We start from the raw sequence: 16,694 nt of genomic DNA, 5'->3' as shown, positions 1-16,694 counted from the left end.
ATGACGTCAGCTTGACGCTTCGATAAACCGGATATGACCGTTTGATGATGTTGACGTGTATCTGGCGGCGCTTACCGTCCTACACCGCCCTCTGATATCCTCGCGGCCATGACCCAGTTTCAAATTCCCCTCGCTATGATCGCCGCGCTCGCGGAGCAGCATGTGATCGGCCGTGACAACATCATGCCGTGGCATTTGCCTGCAGATCTCAAACACTTCAAGGCCATGACCCTGGGCAAGCCGATCATCATGGGTCGCAAGACCTGGGATTCGCTGGGCCGACCACTGCCGGGCCGCTTGAATCTGGTGGTCAGCCGTCAGCCCGATCTGCACCTCGAAGGTGCCGAAACCTTCACCACGCTGGACGCTGCACTGGTGCGCGCCGAGCAATGGGCGCGCGAGCAGGGCGTCGGCGAGCTGATGCTCATCGGCGGCGCGCAACTCTATAGCCAGGCACTGAGTCAGGCGCAGCGGCTCTATCTCACCCGCATCGAAGCCAATCCCGCGGGTGATGCCTTCTTCCCGGCCTATGACGAAGCCGAATGGGAGCGCATCGACAACCAGCCACATCCTGCCGAAGGTGAAGCGCCGGCTTACCGCTTCGAGATCTGGCAGCGGCGCTGAGCCGAAAACCCCTGGGTTTTCCTTGACCGACGCCAAGTCTTCGCCTGGCGTCAGCTTCTATGCTGTCCCTCCGCTTTCACGAGACACCTTTCATGCAGAACGACAAGCTGAGCGCTGCGCAACGTGGCCAAGCGCACGCGGACGCCAGGCCGCATGAGGCAGAACGCGCAAACAGCGGCCAGGCGGAAACCATTGCAGCGTTATTCGTCCGCCACCCGCTTTGGGAGGATGCGCTTGCGCTGCTCCTGGGCACCGCTATGGTGGCGTTGGGCATCGCCTTTTACAGTCACGCAGGGCTACTTACGGGCGGCACGGTCGGTCTGGCCTTCCTGCTGAAGTATTTCGCCGGGTGGCCCTTTGGGCTGGTGTTCTTCATCCTTAACGTTCCGTTCTACCTGCTGGCCATCTGGCGCATGGGTTGGAGCTTCACGCTGCGCACCGTGATCGCGGTGGGGTTGGTGTCGCTGCTGGCCGAACTGACGCCGCATTGGGTGCGCTTTGCCGACCTGAACATCTATTACGCGGCGCTGTTCGGTGGTGTTGCCATGGGCATCGGCTTGCTGATGCTGTTCCGCCATCGCGCCAGCCTCGGTGGCGTGAACATCCTTGCGCTGTTCCTGCAGGAGCGCGTCGGTCTGCGCGCCGGGACCTTCCAGATGGGCATCGATGCGTTGATCGTGCTGACGGCGGTGTTCATCGTGCCGCCGGAAAAGGTTGCGCTGTCGGTGCTGGGTGCCGTGGCGCTAAATCTGGTACTGGCGATCAATCACCGCACCGACCGCTACATGGGCGTGAGCTAGGCCTATTCGCGCAGGATGACGTTAAGCGAAGCGAAACCCATCAGGAGCATGCGCCAAGCGCGATGGGTTCGCAGGCCTAACCCATCCTAAGGAGCGCGCGACGCTTCACTGCTCAACCCAGCGTAACCAGCTGCGCGCGTGGCTGGCCGTCTTCGATGTCGAGTAAAGCCAGGCTGATCGGCAGCGTGAAGCGTCGACGGCCGGCACTGCCCGGGTTGAGGTAGAGCACGCCGTTGACCTGCTCGATCTTGGGTTGGTGCGAATGGCCGGCAATCACCACGTCGACCTGCTCTGCAATCGGGTCGATGCCTATCGTCTTAACGTCATGAGTGACGTAAATGCGCAGCCCGCCGATCTGCAGGTCGAGATGCTCCGGAATCGCAGCAGCCCAGTCGCCGCTGTCGACATTTCCACGTATCACCTCGAGCGGCGCCAGTGCTCTTAACGCGTCCAGTACCTGTGGTTTACCGATGTCGCCGGCATGGATGATCCGCTCGCAACCCTGCAGCGCGGCGAGCGCTTCGGGGCGCAGCAAGCCGTGGGTGTCGGAGATGATGCCGATGCGCATGGTGGCTCCCGTTTTCATGTGTGTATGGCTGTTGGGCAAGCGAGGCTTGGCCGCGGTTCGATCTTGCGGCAGTCTGGCGCTCGCCTAATTGCAGGGGAACAGGAATGGAGCAGGTCGATTGCGTGGTCATCGGCGGCGGTGTGGTGGGGCTTGCGGTCGCGCGGGCACTGGCCCAGGCCGGACGCGAGGTGGTGATACTGGAAGCCGAAGCGGCCATTGGCACGGGCACCAGTTCGCGCAACAGTGAGGCCATTCATGCCGGCATCTATTATCCGCAAGGCTCGTTGAAGGCGCGGCTGTGCGTGGCCGGGCGCGATGCGCTCTATGCATTCTGCGACAGTCACGGCGTCCCTTACCGGCGCTGCGGCAAGCTGATCGTCGCCACCGATGAATCCCAATTGGCGGGGCTCGACGCGCTACAGGCTCACGCCATCGCTAACGGTGTCAACGATCTGCAGCGGCTCGATGGCGATGAAGTGAAGGCGCTGGAGCCGCAACTCAATGCTCTGGCCGGTCTGTTGTCGCCCAGTACCGGCATTGTCGACAGCCATGGGCTGATGCTGGCGCTACAAGGGGATGCCGAGGCCGCGGGTGCGTTGCTGGCGTTGCATGCGCCGGTAGCGTCCATTGAGGTGACCGACGCGGGGTTGTGTGTCGAGGTGGGCGGTGAAACGCCGATGACGCTGCTGGCCAGCGGCGTCATCAACTGTGCCGGCCATGTCGCGCCAGAGATCGCCGCGCGCACGGCGGGGCTAACCGCTGAATCGGTGCCGCCGCGCTATTTCGCCAAGGGTAGCTACTTCAGCCTGGCGGCGGCGACGCCGTTCCGGCACTTGGTCTATCCGCTTCCCGAGCCCGGCGGGCTGGGTGTCCACCTGACCCTGGATCTTGGCGGGCAGGCGCGTTTCGGCCCGGACGTGGAGTGGGTCGAGCGCCTCGATTACACGATGAATGAGAGCCGCGCGGATGGTTTCTACGCCGCCATCCGCCGTTACTGGCCGGGATTGCCCGATGGTGCGTTACAACCGGCGTACACCGGCATTCGCCCGAAGATCAGCGGCCCCGGTGAGCCGACGGCGGACTTCCGCATCGATGGGCCTGCGGAGCACGGTATCGCTGGGTTGGTGAATCTGTTCGGCATCGAATCGCCCGGACTTACCGCGGCCCTGGCGATTGCCGATGAGGTCTGTCAGCGGCTCGCCCAAGGCGCTCGAATCGGCTGATCAGGCTGGATCCTGCTCCGAGCCTGCGGGCGACTCGGGCAGGAACCAGTTCATTACCAATGCGCAGATACCGCCGGTGGCTACGCCCGACTCCAGCACGTTGCGCAGCGCTACCGGCAGATTGGCAAGGAACTCCGGCACCTGAGAAAAGCCCAGGCCCAGTGCCAGCGAGACCGAGATGATCAACAGCGCGCGGCGGTCCAGCTTGATGCCCGCGAGAATGTTGATGCCCGCGGCCGCCACTGCACCGAACATCACGATCGCGGCACCGCCCAGCACCGGCTCGGGCACCGCCTGAAGCACGCCTGCGACCGCCGGGAATAGTCCGAGGATCACCAGCATGACGGCGATCCACATGCCGACGTAGCGGCTGGCGATCCCGGTGAGCTGGATGATGCCGTTGTTCTGCGCGAACACCGAGCTGGGGAAGGTGTTGAAGAAACCCGCCAGCAGGGAGTTGGCACCGTTGACCAGCACGCCGCCCTTGATCCGCTGCATCCACCGCGGGCCTTCCACCGGTTGGCGCGAGAGCTTGCTGGTGGCGGTGATGTCGCCGATGGCTTCGAGCGAGGTGACCAGATAGATCACTACCATCGGAATGAACAGGCTCCAGGAGAAGCCTAGGCCGAAGTGCAACGGCATCGGCACCTCGAACAGCTCGGCTTCGCGCATGCCGGTGAAGTCCAGACGTCCCAGGTAGGCGGACAGCGCATAACCGATGGCCAGCGCAATGATGATCGCGCAGCTGCGCATCCACTGCACCGGCAGGCGGTTCAGTACGACGATGGCGCCCAGCACCACACCGGACAGCAGCAGGTTTTCGCGGCTGGCAAAGGTCCCGTCGCCCATGGCCGCGTAACCACCGCCCATGCTGATCAGACCGACCTTGATCAGCGTCAGGCCGATCATCAGCACGACGATGCCGGTCACCAGCGGCGTGATCAGCCGCTTGATGAACGGCAGTACGCGCGAGACGCCCATCTCGATAAAGGAACCGGCAATCACCACGCCGAAGATGGCCGCCATAACGCCTTCGACCGGCGTGCCTTGCTTGACCATCAACACGCCGCCGGCGATCAGCGGGCCGACGAAGTTGAAACTGGTGCCCTGCACAATCAGCAGCCCCGCACCGAGCGGGCCGAAGCGCTTGCACTGGACGAAGGTGGCGATGCCGGAAATCACGAGGGACATCGAGACGATGATGTTGGTGTCGCGTGGCGATACGCCGATGGCCTGGCAGATCAGCAACCCGGGCGTGACGATCGGCACGATGATCGCCAGCAGATGCTGCAGGGCAGCAAGAAAGGCGATCCAGAGACGGGGCCGGTCGTCGAGGCCGTAGACCAGATCGTTACGCAACTCGTCAGGGGAAGACTTCAGCGCGCTCATGGCAGGCTCCATAAAAAAAGAGCGCGATTCTACGTCGCGTCGACGATAACGCACAGCTGAACCGGTCGGCTGGCGAGGCGGCCACCCATTCAATGATCAACGATTGGCAGTAAGCGCAGGCGGTGAGACGGTGCCGGCACATCTGAACGCAACCACCGATCCAGTCACAGCCCGGCGGGCCTTGCGTTGCGGTGCCCTGGTGCGGCTCACATACTCGGCTGCCTTGCGATTCAATGGACGCGGCCTTGCTGGCAGCGGCCTAGCCAACGAGAACTGAAGGACACTATGCAAAAAGTGATTGAACAGCGAACCCTGGCGGTCTTCATGTCGTTGGGGCTCCTGCAAGGATTGACGCTATGGCTGGCCAGTGAAAGCTGGCCGCACGGGATGCTCTGGCGCACTCTGTTTTCCGCGCTGATCGTCCTCGTCGTGGTGGGTGGCTGGCAGCTGCAGATGCTCTGGGGCCAACTGCGCGAAGCTGAGCGCTGGAAGCTGCTGCTGCCGGCTGTTCTGTTGCCCGCCGTGTTGGCGGCATGGCTTGGGGCTCAGTTCGATCAGCCGCGCTGGTATTACTTCGATGAAACGACCGGCACGCTGTTGCTGTGGAGCCAGCTGGCATTGGCCTACATCCTCACGCCGTTTATCCAGGCGCGGGACGCTGCTCATCGCTGGCGCTTCGACTACAGCGCGCTTTATCGGAACGCTTGGAACAACGGGCTGCTGTTGTTCATGGCGCTGGTCATGCTCGGCGTCTTCTGGCTGCTGATATGGCTCTGGTCCGGCCTGTTCAGCATGCTCGGGGTCGATCAGTTCAAGCGGTTCTTCGAATCGTCCGGCTTCGCCTGGGTCGCCAGCGCTACGGTTGCCGCCGTCGGGTTGCACATTGGGCGCGAGCGCGGTCAGGTCATCGATGCGCTGCGCAACGTGCTGCAGGCGATGTGCCGGTTTCTGTTGCCACTGACGGTGGTGATCCTCCTGCTGTTCGTGGTGTTCCTGCCGTTCACCGGCCTGGCTCCGCTGTGGGCGACACGCCATGCAACGCCGATCCTGCTGACGCTAGTGTTCGCGCATGTCGCTTTGCTCAACGGGGTCGTGCAGGACGGCCTGCAGACCGCCCATTACCCCCGGCCCTTGCGGCTGCTGGCCGACGCGAGTTCGCTGTGCCTGCCACTGCTGGCCGGGCTCGCGATGCATGCGCTGTGGCTGCGTATCGATCAGTACGGGCTGACGCCGGATCGTGTATTGGCTGCGCTCCTGGCGCTGGTGGCGATGGTGCATGGCCTGGCACTGGTGAGGGCGGTGCTCCGGCGTGACCCCGCCTGGCTAAGCGGGCTCCGGCAAAGCAACCCGCCTTTGGCGCTGCTAGTGGCCTGCCTGCTGGTGTTGATGCATGTGCCGGCACTGAGCCCGCTGCAACTGAGCGCGGCCAATCAGTATCAGCGGCTGCTAGATGCCTCGCTACCAGCCGAACGTACCGATCTCGGTGCGCTGCGCTTTCAGCTGGGCGAACCTGGGCGGCGCTATTTGCAAGCACTGCGTGAGGCGCTGGACGAGCCTTGGGAGGACGAGGCGCTGCGCACGCGGCTGAAGGGCGATCTGCAGCGACTGGATCGTGCGGACCACTATTGGGCCTGGAAACGCGAACAAGAGGTCGCGACTGCGCCGCCAGTGCCCTGGATTGGTGAGGCTATAGCGGATGAGGATGGCTCGCTGGCGCGTACCGTCAGCAGTCAGGGGTGCGTGGATGAGTGCCGGTTGTTTGCGGCGGATCTGGATCGGGACGGCCAATCCGAAGTCTTGCTGCTCCGCGGCGAGCCCAAGGTGGTGCCGGTGATGGGACGTGTTGCGGCGGGAGGCTGGCGTTGGCTTGGCCAGCTGCGCGTCACTGGAGGCGCGCTTCCGGCCAGCGCTGCGCTTGGCGAACTTCTGGAACGGGGTGAATTTGAGCTGGTCGCGCCCCGCTTCAAGGCGATTGAGATTGGCGGAGTTCGCCTGGAACCGGCCATCGGCGAACCATGAAAAAAGCCCGACACGATGGTCGGGCTTCCGTGTGCAGCTATTAGCCGGAACGATTAGCCGTCCAGCATCGCCTTGTTGCGCACCGCGCCCTTGTCGGCGCTGGTGGCGAGCAGGGCGTAGGCCTTGAGCGCCGTGGTCACCTTGCGCGCGCGCGGGGCGGCCGGCTTCCAGCCTTTCTTGTCCTGCTCGATGCGCCGGTGGGACAGCTCTTCATCGCTGACCTGCAGCTGAATGCTGCGGTTAGGAATGTCGATCAGCACCTTGTCGCCGTCCTGAACCAGGCCGATGGCGCCGCCCGCAGCCGCTTCCGGCGAGGCATGGCCGATGGACAGGCCCGAGGTGCCGCCGGAGAAGCGACCGTCGGTGAGCAGGGCGCAATCCTTGCCCAGTCCCTTAGACTTCAAATATGACGTCGGGTAGAGCATTTCCTGCATGCCCGGGCCGCCTTTCGGGCCTTCGTAGCGAATGATGACGATGTCGCCGGCTTTCACTTCGTCATTGAGGATGCCCTTCACGGCGCTGTCCTGGCTTTCGAAGATCTTCGCCGTGCCCTCGAAGACATGGATGGATTCGTCCACGCCTGCGGTTTTCACCACGCAGCCATCGAGCGCGATGTTGCCGTAGAGCACGGCCAGGCCGCCTTCCTGCGAGTAGGCATGCTCGACGCTGCGAATGCAGCCTTCGGCACGGTCCAGGTCCAGTGTGTCCCATCGGGTCGACTGGCTGAATGCCGTTTGTGTCGGGATGCCGGCCGGGCCTGCCTTGAAAAAGGTGTGGACTGCCTCGTCCTGGGTCTGGGTGATGTCCCACTGGGCGATGCCTTCGGCAAGGGTCCGGCTATGCACGGTGGGCACATCGGTATGCAGCAGGCCGCCGCGAGCCAGTTCGCCAAGGATCGAGAAGATGCCGCCGGCGCGGTGCACGTCTTCCATGTGGTACTTCTGGATGTTCGGCGCCACCTTGCACAGCTGCGGCACCTTGCGTGACAGGGCGTCGATGGCGCGCAGGTCGAAGTCGACCTCGGCTTCCTGAGCCGCAGCCAGCAGGTGCAGAATGGTGTTGGTCGAGCCACCCATGGCGATGTCCAGGGTCATTGCGTTCTCGAACGCCTTGCGGCTGGCGATGTTGCGCGGCAACACTGACTCGTCGCCTTCGCCGTAATAACGCTGGCAGAGCTCGACAATGGTGCGGCCGGCGCGCAGGAACAGCTGCTCGCGGTCGCTGTGCGTAGCGAGGGTCGAGCCGTTGCCGGGCAACGCGAGGCCCAGGGCTTCGGCCAGACAGTTCATCGAGTTGGCGGTGAACATACCGGAGCAGCTGCCGCAGGTCGGGCAGGCGCTGCGCTCATATTCGGCAACCTGCTCGTCGGAAGCGGTTTCGTCCGCTGCGATGACCATGGCGTCGACCAGGTCCAGGCCGTGGCTGGCGAGCTTGGTCTTGCCGGCTTCCATCGGGCCACCGGAGACGAACACCACCGGGACGTTCAGGCGCAGCGCCGCCATCAGCATGCCGGGGGTGATTTTGTCGCAGTTCGAGATGCAGACGATGGCGTCGGCGCAATGCGCGTTGACCATGTACTCCACCGAGTCGGCAATGATCTCGCGCGAGGGCAGCGAATAGAGCATGCCGTCGTGACCCATGGCGATGCCGTCGTCGACCGCGATGGTGTTGAATTCCTTGGCCACGCCGCCGTGCTTTTCAATTTCGCGAGCGACCAGCTGGCCCATGTCCTTCAGGTGGACGTGGCCGGGTACGAACTGGGTGAAGGAGTTGGCAACGGCGATGATCGGCTTTTTGAAGTCTTCGTCCTTCATGCCGGTGGCGCGCCACAGCGCACGGGCACCAGCCATGTTGCGGCCGTGCGTGGAGGTTTTCGAGCGGTAATCGGGCATGACGGTTCCTGCGGCTAATCAGCGATTCGAATAGTGCTTATGGTGAGCGTCACCAGTGCCGCGTGCAACGGTAGGTGACCGTGCGTGCGGTGGGGCCGGATCGAGGCGGGGTATCGCTCGGGCGGCCTGGGCTCATGGCCCGCCTGGGGGTGATGGCGAGGAATGGGACCGATTCTACGCGCGGTTGCGGCACCGGGAAAGGTTGATGGTCGGGCATGCGTCATCGCCGGGAGCAGGCAAGCTTGCAAACAGTGCCAGGTTTCGCGGGCATGGCCCGCGCCCAGCAGTGTTGTGTCACCTTGGCTGCCTACTTCGACCGCTCGGCGTGACGCAGGATGGATGCTTTTACAACCACCGTCCGCCATTCGCTCCGCCGTCAGCTGTTAGGCAGGATGCGACAGGTGATGCTCTTGATATAGCGGGTCTCGGGGATCGCCGGATGTACCGGGTGATCCGGGCCCTGTGATCCACGCTCGAGCAGCTGGATGTTGCGGTCCAGATGACGCGCGCTGCCGAGCAGGATGTTCTGAAGATTGTCTTCCTCCAGATGCATGGAGCAGCTGGCACTGACCAGGATGCCGTCCTTGTTCAGCAGGCGCATGGCGGCTTCGTTCAGACGCCGGTAGGCAGCTTCGCCGTTCTTGATGTCCTTCTTGCGCTTGATGAAGGCGGGCGGGTCGGTGATGACCACGTCGAAGCGCTCCTCGGCGTTCTTCAGTTCCTTCATCGCCTCGAAAGCATCGCCCTCGACGCAGGTCATCTTCTCGGCCACTCCATTGAGCGCGGCATTGCGCTCGACACCGTCCAGGGCGAAGGCCGAGGCATCCACGCAGAACACTTCGCTGGCGCCGAAGGCAGCGGCTTGCACGCCCCAGCCACCGATGTAGCTGAACAGGTCCAGCACGCGCTTGCCCTTGACGTAGGGTGCCAGGCGCGCGCGGTTCATGCGGTGGTCATAGAACCAGCCGGTCTTCTGACCTTGCAGCACCGGCGCTTCGAACTTCACGCCGTTCTCTTCCAGCGCGACCCATTCCGGGACCACGCCGAACGCGGTATCGACGTAACGCTCCAGACCCTCGGCATCGCGGGCACTGGAGTCGTTCTTCCACAGCACGCCGCGGGGCTTGAGCACCTGGACCAGCGCTTCGAGCACGGCATCCTTGTTGCGCTCCATGGTGGCGGAGGCCAGCTGAACCACCAGATGGTCATGGAAACGGTCCACCACCAAACCGGGCAGCAGATCCGAGTCGCCATAGATCAGGCGATAGCAGGGTTGATCGAACAGGCGATCGCGCAGCGACAGCGCGACCTGGATGCGATGCACCAGCAGCGACTTGTCCAGGCTGTGCTTGAGGTCGCGAGACAGCAGGCGCGCGCAGATCAGGTTGTTCGGCGAGACGCCGACGATGCCCAGCGGCTTGCCTCCCGCCGCTTCGAGGATTGCTTGATCACCGGCGGCAAAACCGCTGAGCGGTGTGGCGGCGGTGTCCACCTCGTTGCTGTAAACCCACAGATGGCCGGCGCGCAGGCGGCGGTCGGCGTTGGCTTTGAGGCGCAGGCTGGGCAGGCTCATCGGGAGGGCTCCGGGAAAAGGGCGGGATTATAGGGATAAAAGCCGATAAAAGCGCTGGACGATAAAAGCGCTGGACGATGGTCGGGGCTGGGACGGAAAGGCGTTGAAGTGTTCCTGTGCAGAGGCTGGCCGGCGTTTGGCGTTAGCAAGTCAACGAATCCAGACCGCAACGGTTCGGTGATCGCAGCCCCTGCCATGACCGATGTGTGTTGTGCCAATGCTCGGGTTTAGGTGACGACCAGACCCGCGTAACGGTGGATCGATGAAGCGTGATCCACCCTACGTCCATCCTCCCACTTTCCGTCAGGCCGCGAGGGCCTTGATCAGGGCTTGGCTGAAGGCCGGAATGTCATCCGGCTTGCGGCTGCTGATCAGGTGTCCGTCGACCACGACCTGCTCATCCACCCAATCGGCGCCGGCATTTTTCAGGTCGTCGGTCAGCGAAGGCCAGCTGGTCATGCGCTTGCCTTTGACCAGGTCGGCGGAGGCCAGTAGCCAGGCGCCGTGGCAGATCACAGCGATGGTCTTGTTGGCCCGGGCCGCATCGCGAACCAGCTCCTGCGCCATCTCGTCGGTGCGGATGTTGTCGGAATTCACCACGCCACCGGGAAGCAGTACGGCGTCATAGTCGTCCATGCGAATGCTGTCGAACGTTTTATCGACGTGAAATTTGGTCGCGGGTGTGGTGTGGTTCCAGCCGGTCACTTCGCCATTCGATGAAGAAATGATCTCGGCGGTCGCACCGGCTTCTTCCAGCGCCTCCTTTGGCCCAGTCAGCTCGACCTGCTCGAAACCGTCCGTTACCAGGATCGCGATGCGTTTGCCTTTCAGGGATTCGGCCATTTCGTTTTCCTCCTCGTCGGTTTGCAGATGGGTCTACTTGAAATCCGACCATGAACTCGGCCAAAGTTCGCATTCTCCCTTTGATGGCCTTGTGCCAGTCGCCAGGTCAGGCCAGTCCAATGTCCATCGAACTCACCGACGAGCAGATCCGCAGCGTGCTGCAGGGGGTCAGCGTGCCGCCGCAGCCGCAGATCATGGTTGACCTTCAGATGGAGCAGGTCATGCCTGATCCTGACCTGCGTGCCATCGCACGGCTGATCAGCCAGGATCCAGGGCTGTCCGGCGCTTTGCTGAAAACAGTCAACTCGCCATTTTTCGGCCTCGCCAACCGCATCGCCTCGATTCAGCAGGCCGTTAACCTGCTGGGCTGCCGTTCGGTGATCAACCTGATCAACGCGCAATCGATCCGCGGCGAGCTGACCGATGCGGCGATCGTCACGCTCAACCGCTTCTGGGATTCGGCGCAGGACGTGGCCAGCACCTGCCTGGCGCTGGCAAAGCGCATCGGGCACCCGGCACCGGACGAGGCTTACACCCTCGGGCTGTTCCACAACTGCGGCATCCCGCTCATGCTGACCCGCTTCCCTGGCTATATGACGGTGCTGGAGGAGGCCTACGCCAGCGTCGATGCCGTGACGCGCGTCACCGATATCGAAAACCGGGTGCTGAACACCAATCATGCGGTGGTCGGGTATTTCGTGGCGCGCTCGTGGAAGCTGCCGCAGCACCTGTGCGAGGCCATCGCCAATCACCACAACGCGCTGGCGCTGTTCAACGACGAGTGGAGCGATCCCCAGGTCAAGACGTTGTTGGCGATCCTGAAGATGGCCGAGCACATCTGCGCCTGTCATCGCGTACTGGGCGACCAACCAGAAGACCATGAGTGGGACGCCGTGGCGCAGCTGGTGCTCGAGTACGTCGGCCTCTCCGAATACGATTTCGAATGTCAGCGCGACATCATCCGTGAGCTGGGTGTCGGCTGACCCGAGCGTGTGTTAGCTGCTAAGGTCGCCTCCCGGTCCACTACCGATTCGCTCGTATGCCCGAACTTCCAGAAGTCGAAACCACCCGTCGCGGCATTGCCCCGCATCTTGTCGGCCAACGTGTCAGCCAGGTCATCGTGCGCGAGCGCCGGCTGCGCTGGCCCATTCCAGATGACCTCGACGTGCGGCTGTCCGGCCAGCGGATCGAGGCGGTGGACCGGCGCGCCAAATACCTGCTGATCAAGGCTGAAGTCGGCACCCTGATTGCGCACCTGGGCATGTCAGGCAGCCTGCGGCTGGTGCCGGCGGATCTGCTGGTGGGCAAGCACGAGCACGTCGACATCGTGCTGGAATCCGGCATGGCGCTGCGCTACACCGACCCGCGCCGATTCGGTGCACTGCTCTGGAGCGATGATCCGCTGAGCCACGTGCTGCTCGCCAGCCTGGGTCCGGAGCCGCTCAGCGACGCGTTCGACGGAGAGCGTCTGTATCAGATGTCACGTGGACGCAGCATGGCGATCAAGCCCTTCATCATGGATAACGCGGTGGTGGTGGGCGTCGGCAACATCTATGCGAGCGAGGCGCTGTTTGCCGCCGGGATCGATCCGCGGCGGGCCGCTGGCGCCGTATCGCGGGCGCGCTATTTGAAACTGGCCGTGGAGATCAAGCGCATCCTGGCTTATGCCATCGAGCGCGGCGGCACCACGCTGCGCGATTTCGTGGGTGGCGACGGCAAGCCGGGCTATTTCCAGCAAGAGCTTTTCGTCTACGGCCGAGGCGGGAATTTTTGCAAAACCTGCGGTTCAACCCTGCGCGAAATTCGCCTCGGCCAGCGGGCCAGCGTCTATTGCGGACGCTGTCAGCGATGAAAAACCGATCTGCCATGCGCTGCGCAGGCATTGACGGTGTTCACGATCAACAACCGGCGGCCACTGCTATAGTGACGCTCACTACAATTATCTGCCTCGTTTCGCCCAGCTGAAGGACCACACCATGAATCTGTTTCGCTCCACTGCTGTTGTCTTGGCCCTGAGCACAGGCCTGCTGACGATGCCCGCGCAGGCGCAATCGGTACAGCAGAACGCCAGCGGCGATCCGATGTACACCGTAGAAGCCCCCAAAGCCTTTGCCATTGTTGGCGACCTGCTAATCGCGCGTCCGCTGCTGATTGCCGCGACTGCCATCGGTGCCGGTCTGTTCGTCGTCAGCCTGCCGTTCACCGCCATGGGCGGAGGGATCGGGGTAACGGGTAAGGCGCTGGTGGTCGAACCCGGCGCTGCTGCGTTCGCTCGTTGCCTGGGCTGCACCCGCGTGGGTTACAACCGCCAAGACTGATAATTCGGTTCCGCGCCATCGGATCGGCGAACCGTACGATCTGCCTTCACGGCCTCGCCGCTTCATCGCGTGCGGGGTCGTGTCGTTTTCGGCTGTTGCATTTCTACCGTGCGCGTGCAACCGCAAGGTTCGCGATGCGATGACAGGTCGGGTTTGCACCCATGAAGTAGCAGCTACGGTCGACCTGAACCCTTACGCACGGCGGGGCGAACGCTTTGCTGCAGCGTGGAGGATGGATGGTAGTCTGTACTCGGTAGGGGTGACCTCATCCTCGCAGCGAGGTCGGAAGGACTATCAGGCCTTGCCAGTAATGATCAGGTACTTCTGCATCAGCTCATCCTTGCTCTCGACATTGCTTTCATCGAGCGGGATGCAGTCCACCGGGCAGACTTGTTGGCACTGCGGTTCGTCGTAATGGCCGACGCACTCGGTGCAGAGGTTGGGGTCGATGACGTAGATTTCCTCGCCTTGGGAAATTGCGCTGTTCGGGCACTCGGGCTCGCACACGTCGCAGTTGATGCAGTCATCGGTGATTATCAGGGACATCCAGCTGGCTCCAGCTGCGGCATCTGCCGCAGCGCAAGTAATAACGACGCGCCAATTTTGCCGCATCGACTCGCCCGGTGCACGCGGCAGTGATCACCCTTCTGTCGGTAAGCCTTTGCCGGGCAAAGGCTGGGTGCTTCAGCGCCAGCCGTAGCGCTCGGTCAGCGCCTTCATCACCGAGGGGTGAACGAACTTGCTGACATCGCCGCCAAGCCGGGCGATCTCGCGGACCAGGGTCGAGGAAATATAGGAGAACTTTTCCGAGGGCGTCAGAAACAGGCTTTCCACGTCCGGAACGAGCTGGCGGTTCATGTTGGCCAGCTGGAACTCGTATTCGAAGTCTGAAACCGCCCGCAGGCCGCGCAGCAGCACGTTGGCCTTTTGCTCGGTGACGAAGTGCGCCAGCAGAGTGGAGAAACCCATGACCTTGACGTTCGGCAGGTGCGAGGTCACTTCCTTGGCCAGCGCGACGCGTTGCTCCAGCGGGAACAGCGGATTCTTGTTGGGGCTGGCAGCGACGGCAATGATGACTTCGTCAAATAGGCGCGAGGCGCGCTCGACCAGGTCGGTGTGGCCCATAGTGATCGGGTCGAAGGTTCCCGGATACAGCACTCGATTCATCGCGGCGTCCTGACGCATGCGTGGGGGGTGGATGGTAGCGGCTCGGTAACCGCAGCGTAAAGCATCAAGGCGGAAGGCCCCTTTGTCGTGGTCAGGCTCGGTTCAATCGTTCGGCGAGTTGGCTGGACAGCTTCGCGGCCAGCGCATAAATCGATAATTGCGGATTAGCGCCAATGCTCGTCGGGAAAAGTGAGCCGTCGTGGATAGACAGGTTCTCCAACTGATGGTGCCGGCCTAGGCTGTCGGTGACTGCCTGGCGCGGGTCCTCACCCATGGCGCAGCCGCCCATGACATGGGCGCTGCCGAGGCGCGTGCGATACAGCTCGAGGCTCAGTTCATCGATCATTTCCCGGGTCTGTTTCAGGCTGACGGCATAGGTCGCATCGCTGTGCAGCGGCAATACGGCCTTGGCACCCGCCGCGAACTGAATCTCCGCCATGCTGTGGTAGGCGCGGCGAATGCCATCCCAGGTGTAGGGTGTCATACGGTAGTCGAGCGTGGGGGTGCCGTCACTGCGCAACTGCACCTGGCCTTCGGCGCTGTCCGGATGAAACCCGTCGCGCATCAGCGCAATCATCGCGTTGGTATGCGGCAGCTGCTCCATGCGCAGGGCGTTGTCGATACCGGCGCGGCCAAGCAGCGTCGCGGCCAGGGCTGGATGAATGGGCGGTACTTCAAGCTTGTAGGACATCCGCCCGCGGGTGCCATCGTCCCATTGGAAGTGGTCGGAATAGATCGATTGGGGCGCGCCGTAGAACGGGTTGATCACCTGCTCGAATTGTGCGGCGGAAAAATTCACCAGGTGAAGAAAGGTGCGTTTTCCGACGCGCTGGTGCGGGTCGGGCGCTTCCGAGCGCAGCAGGATGGCGGGCGTGTTGATACCGCCCCCGGCGAGGATGTAGTGGCGTGCACGTACTTTAATCTTGCGACCTGTTGGCGCAACGCTGCGCGCATCCATGGCGAGGCACTCCAATGCGGTGACGCGCCCCTTGTCCACCATCAGACGGTCGGCGCGGGCGAGGAAGAGCAGCTCGCCGCCGGCATCCAATGTGGCCGGGATGGTTGTCACCAGCATTGATTGCTTGGCATTGGTCGGGCAGCCCATGCCGCAATAGCCCAGATTCCAGCAGCCTCGCACGTTGCGCGGGATTACCGCCCAGCTGTAGCCGAGTGCGGCGCAGCCGTCGCGGATCACCTGATTGTTGGCGTTGGGCGGCAGTGGCCATGGCTCGATGCCCAAGCGCTGCTCCATGCGTTCGAACCAGGGCGCCATGGATTGTTCGGAAAGCCCTTTGACCGAATGTTCGCGAGCCCAGTGCTCCAGTGTGGCGGCTGGCGTGCGGAAGCTCGACGTCCAATTCACCAGGGTCGAGCCGCCGACGGCGCGGCCTTGCAGGATGGTGATGGCGCCGTCCTTGCTGGTCCGTCCGATTGCCTCCTGGTACAGCGAGGCGTAGGCGGCGGGTTCCTGCATGTCGAAGTCTTGGCTGCTGCGCAACGGGCCTTCCTCGATCAACAGCACCTTGTAACCGGCCGCGCTGAGGAACTCGGCGCTGGTGGCACCACCGGCCCCGCTGCCAACGATGGCGATATCGGCGTCGAGCGTGATGTCCTTCTCGAGCCGTGAACCGTCATGGGTTTTCCAGCCGCGGGCGATACCTTCGGCAAAGGGGTCGGTGACAGGCATTTCGGTTCCTCAGGTCGGGCGAGCGGTCTTCGTGTTCATCGCTAGATGACCGGCGGCCCGGGATACCCGCAGTGGCGCCAGGATTCCGGTCGGCCATACCACGCCATCAGAATCATCTGCTGAAGCGAGGCATGACCCTGCCGCAATAATGCAATCGGGCTGTTTTCCCAGCGCTGCAGAAACGCCTGAATCTCGCCGTCGTGCGCCTGCTCCCAGGCGCCCCAGACACCGGTCAGCGGGCCGCGGGTGAGCGGCAGGCTCAGTAGATCGAACAGCTGCGAAACTTGTTTTGATACGGCGGGTGTCAAGTGGGCGAGCCCCTCGTCAAGGCTCGTCAGAGTGCCCTGCACGGCGCTGGGCATGCTCGATGCCGGGACGGCGCCTTTCAGGATGATTGGCGTCAGGCGACGCAGCACCGGCAGATCGCTTTCGCGCAACTGTACGAAGCCAGCAGCAGAATGCTCGGCACTGCAACCGGACAAACTGCCAATCAGGCCAGCGCCCGCGAGCGCCGCGCTGCCAAACAGGCTGACCCTGAGGAGGCTGCGGCGGGAAAATGGTCGCTCGGTATTGATCATTGTTGTTGTCACC

At 63.1% G+C, this 16,694-nt stretch carries 16 protein-coding genes; 7 read left to right on the top strand and 9 right to left on the bottom strand.

Features of this window, described 5'->3' with window-relative positions:
• The first annotated feature begins 108 nt into the window (after positions 1 to 108).
• Together BUE09_RS02945 and BUE09_RS02940 are read left to right on the top strand one after the other, a co-directional pair.
• Positions 109 to 624, top strand: a complete 516-nt coding sequence (locus tag BUE09_RS02945) for a dihydrofolate reductase (protein ID WP_073299209.1) — start codon at positions 109 to 111, stop codon at positions 622 to 624.
• A gap of 92 nt (positions 625 to 716) precedes the next feature.
• Positions 717 to 1,424, top strand: coding sequence for a YitT family protein (locus BUE09_RS02940; protein WP_231975546.1), 708 nt, complete (start codon positions 717 to 719; stop codon positions 1,422 to 1,424).
• Between the two features lie 112 nt (positions 1,425 to 1,536).
• Here BUE09_RS02940 and BUE09_RS02935 read toward each other — a convergent pair whose 3' ends face one another.
• On the bottom strand, positions 1,537 to 1,992 hold the full coding sequence (locus tag BUE09_RS02935; RefSeq protein ID WP_073299208.1) for a metallophosphoesterase family protein: 456 nt from the start codon (positions 1,990 to 1,992) through the stop codon (positions 1,537 to 1,539).
• Positions 1,993 to 2,096: 104 nt separating this feature from the next.
• Between BUE09_RS02935 and BUE09_RS02930 the strand changes: the two genes are divergently transcribed.
• Entirely contained in the window at positions 2,097 to 3,215 is a 1,119-nt protein-coding gene (locus BUE09_RS02930; RefSeq protein WP_073299207.1) for an NAD(P)/FAD-dependent oxidoreductase, read from the top strand.
• Here BUE09_RS02930 and BUE09_RS02925 read toward each other — a convergent pair whose 3' ends face one another.
• Positions 3,216 to 4,604, bottom strand: a complete 1,389-nt coding sequence (locus tag BUE09_RS02925; protein ID WP_073299206.1) for a uracil-xanthine permease family protein — start codon at positions 4,602 to 4,604, stop codon at positions 3,216 to 3,218.
• A 285-nt stretch (positions 4,605 to 4,889) separates the two neighbouring features.
• Between BUE09_RS02925 and BUE09_RS02920 the strand changes: the two genes are divergently transcribed.
• Entirely contained in the window at positions 4,890 to 6,623 is a 1,734-nt protein-coding gene (locus BUE09_RS02920; RefSeq protein WP_073299205.1) for a DUF4153 domain-containing protein, read from the top strand.
• A 53-nt stretch (positions 6,624 to 6,676) separates the two neighbouring features.
• On the opposite strand, the gene ilvD is transcribed toward BUE09_RS02920, so the two are convergent.
• The 3 genes from ilvD to BUE09_RS02905 form a co-directional block, all read right to left on the bottom strand.
• Entirely contained in the window at positions 6,677 to 8,515 is a 1,839-nt protein-coding gene (gene ilvD / locus BUE09_RS02915; RefSeq protein ID WP_073299204.1) for a dihydroxy-acid dehydratase, read from the bottom strand.
• A gap of 376 nt (positions 8,516 to 8,891) precedes the next feature.
• A complete protein-coding gene (locus tag BUE09_RS02910; RefSeq protein WP_073299203.1) occupies positions 8,892 to 10,088 on the bottom strand; it encodes a class I SAM-dependent rRNA methyltransferase in 1,197 nt (398 codons plus the stop codon).
• 303 nt (positions 10,089 to 10,391) lie between these two features.
• Positions 10,392 to 10,931, bottom strand: coding sequence for a type 1 glutamine amidotransferase domain-containing protein (locus tag BUE09_RS02905; protein ID WP_073299202.1), 540 nt, complete (start codon positions 10,929 to 10,931; stop codon positions 10,392 to 10,394).
• A 119-nt stretch (positions 10,932 to 11,050) separates the two neighbouring features.
• Here BUE09_RS02905 and BUE09_RS02900 point away from each other — a divergent pair, with 119 nt between their 5' ends.
• From BUE09_RS02900 to BUE09_RS02890, 3 genes are all read left to right on the top strand, one after another.
• Positions 11,051 to 11,914 (top strand): HDOD domain-containing protein, encoded by an 864-nt coding sequence (locus BUE09_RS02900; RefSeq protein WP_073299480.1) that lies wholly within the window; start codon positions 11,051 to 11,053, stop codon positions 11,912 to 11,914.
• A gap of 56 nt (positions 11,915 to 11,970) precedes the next feature.
• Positions 11,971 to 12,783, top strand: coding sequence for a bifunctional DNA-formamidopyrimidine glycosylase/DNA-(apurinic or apyrimidinic site) lyase (mutM, locus tag BUE09_RS02895; RefSeq protein WP_073299201.1), 813 nt, complete (start codon positions 11,971 to 11,973; stop codon positions 12,781 to 12,783).
• 124 nt (positions 12,784 to 12,907) lie between these two features.
• The gene (locus BUE09_RS02890) at positions 12,908 to 13,249 is read left to right on the top strand and encodes a multidrug transporter (RefSeq protein WP_073299200.1); all 342 of its coding nucleotides are present in this window, start codon (positions 12,908 to 12,910) and stop codon (positions 13,247 to 13,249) included.
• A gap of 294 nt (positions 13,250 to 13,543) precedes the next feature.
• On the opposite strand, the gene BUE09_RS02885 is transcribed toward BUE09_RS02890, so the two are convergent.
• The 4 genes from BUE09_RS02885 to BUE09_RS02870 all read right to left on the bottom strand — a co-directional run bounded on the left by BUE09_RS02885 (position 13,544) and on the right by BUE09_RS02870 (position 16,681).
• Positions 13,544 to 13,795: a YfhL family 4Fe-4S dicluster ferredoxin gene (locus BUE09_RS02885; RefSeq protein WP_025243441.1), complete on the bottom strand. Its 252-nt coding sequence runs from the start codon at positions 13,793 to 13,795 to the stop codon at positions 13,544 to 13,546.
• 138 nt (positions 13,796 to 13,933) lie between these two features.
• The gene (coaD, locus tag BUE09_RS02880; RefSeq protein WP_073299479.1) at positions 13,934 to 14,416 is read right to left on the bottom strand and encodes a pantetheine-phosphate adenylyltransferase; all 483 of its coding nucleotides are present in this window, start codon (positions 14,414 to 14,416) and stop codon (positions 13,934 to 13,936) included.
• A 91-nt stretch (positions 14,417 to 14,507) separates the two neighbouring features.
• On the bottom strand, positions 14,508 to 16,103 hold the full coding sequence (locus tag BUE09_RS02875) for a GMC family oxidoreductase (RefSeq protein WP_073299199.1): 1,596 nt from the start codon (positions 16,101 to 16,103) through the stop codon (positions 14,508 to 14,510).
• Between the two features lie 41 nt (positions 16,104 to 16,144).
• Complete coding sequence (locus tag BUE09_RS02870) at positions 16,145 to 16,681, bottom strand: twin-arginine translocation pathway signal protein (RefSeq protein ID WP_073299198.1); 537 nt, start codon at positions 16,679 to 16,681, stop codon at positions 16,145 to 16,147.
• Positions 16,682 to 16,694 lie beyond the last annotated feature (13 nt).

It is taken from the genome of Stutzerimonas xanthomarina DSM 18231 (genome assembly GCF_900129835.1).
Lineage (GTDB): Bacteria > Pseudomonadota > Gammaproteobacteria > Pseudomonadales > Pseudomonadaceae > Stutzerimonas > Stutzerimonas xanthomarina.
Note: the sequence above shows the minus strand (reverse complement) of the source record. Positions and strands in the feature narration are given on the sequence as shown.

Coding starts and splice junctions, on each gene's coding strand:
- BUE09_RS02945 (WP_073299209.1), top strand. CDS start 109: ATGACCCAGTTTCAAATTCCCCTCGCTATGATCGCCGCGCTCGCGGAG.
- BUE09_RS02940 (WP_231975546.1), top strand. CDS start 717: ATGCAGAACGACAAGCTGAGCGCTGCGCAACGTGGCCAAGCGCACGCG.
- BUE09_RS02935 (WP_073299208.1), bottom strand. CDS start 1,992: ATGCGCATCGGCATCATCTCCGACACCCACGGCTTGCTGCGCCCCGAA.
- BUE09_RS02930 (WP_073299207.1), top strand. CDS start 2,097: ATGGAGCAGGTCGATTGCGTGGTCATCGGCGGCGGTGTGGTGGGGCTT.
- BUE09_RS02925 (WP_073299206.1), bottom strand. CDS start 4,604: ATGAGCGCGCTGAAGTCTTCCCCTGACGAGTTGCGTAACGATCTGGTC.
- BUE09_RS02920 (WP_073299205.1), top strand. CDS start 4,890: ATGCAAAAAGTGATTGAACAGCGAACCCTGGCGGTCTTCATGTCGTTG.
- ilvD (WP_073299204.1), bottom strand. CDS start 8,515: ATGCCCGATTACCGCTCGAAAACCTCCACGCACGGCCGCAACATGGCT.
- BUE09_RS02910 (WP_073299203.1), bottom strand. CDS start 10,088: ATGAGCCTGCCCAGCCTGCGCCTCAAAGCCAACGCCGACCGCCGCCTG.
- BUE09_RS02905 (WP_073299202.1), bottom strand. CDS start 10,931: ATGGCCGAATCCCTGAAAGGCAAACGCATCGCGATCCTGGTAACGGAC.
- BUE09_RS02900 (WP_073299480.1), top strand. CDS start 11,051: ATGTCCATCGAACTCACCGACGAGCAGATCCGCAGCGTGCTGCAGGGG.
- mutM (WP_073299201.1), top strand. CDS start 11,971: ATGCCCGAACTTCCAGAAGTCGAAACCACCCGTCGCGGCATTGCCCCG.
- BUE09_RS02890 (WP_073299200.1), top strand. CDS start 12,908: ATGAATCTGTTTCGCTCCACTGCTGTTGTCTTGGCCCTGAGCACAGGC.
- BUE09_RS02885 (WP_025243441.1), bottom strand. CDS start 13,795: ATGTCCCTGATAATCACCGATGACTGCATCAACTGCGACGTGTGCGAG.
- coaD (WP_073299479.1), bottom strand. CDS start 14,416: ATGAATCGAGTGCTGTATCCGGGAACCTTCGACCCGATCACTATGGGC.
- BUE09_RS02875 (WP_073299199.1), bottom strand. CDS start 16,103: ATGCCTGTCACCGACCCCTTTGCCGAAGGTATCGCCCGCGGCTGGAAA.
- BUE09_RS02870 (WP_073299198.1), bottom strand. CDS start 16,681: ATGATCAATACCGAGCGACCATTTTCCCGCCGCAGCCTCCTCAGGGTC.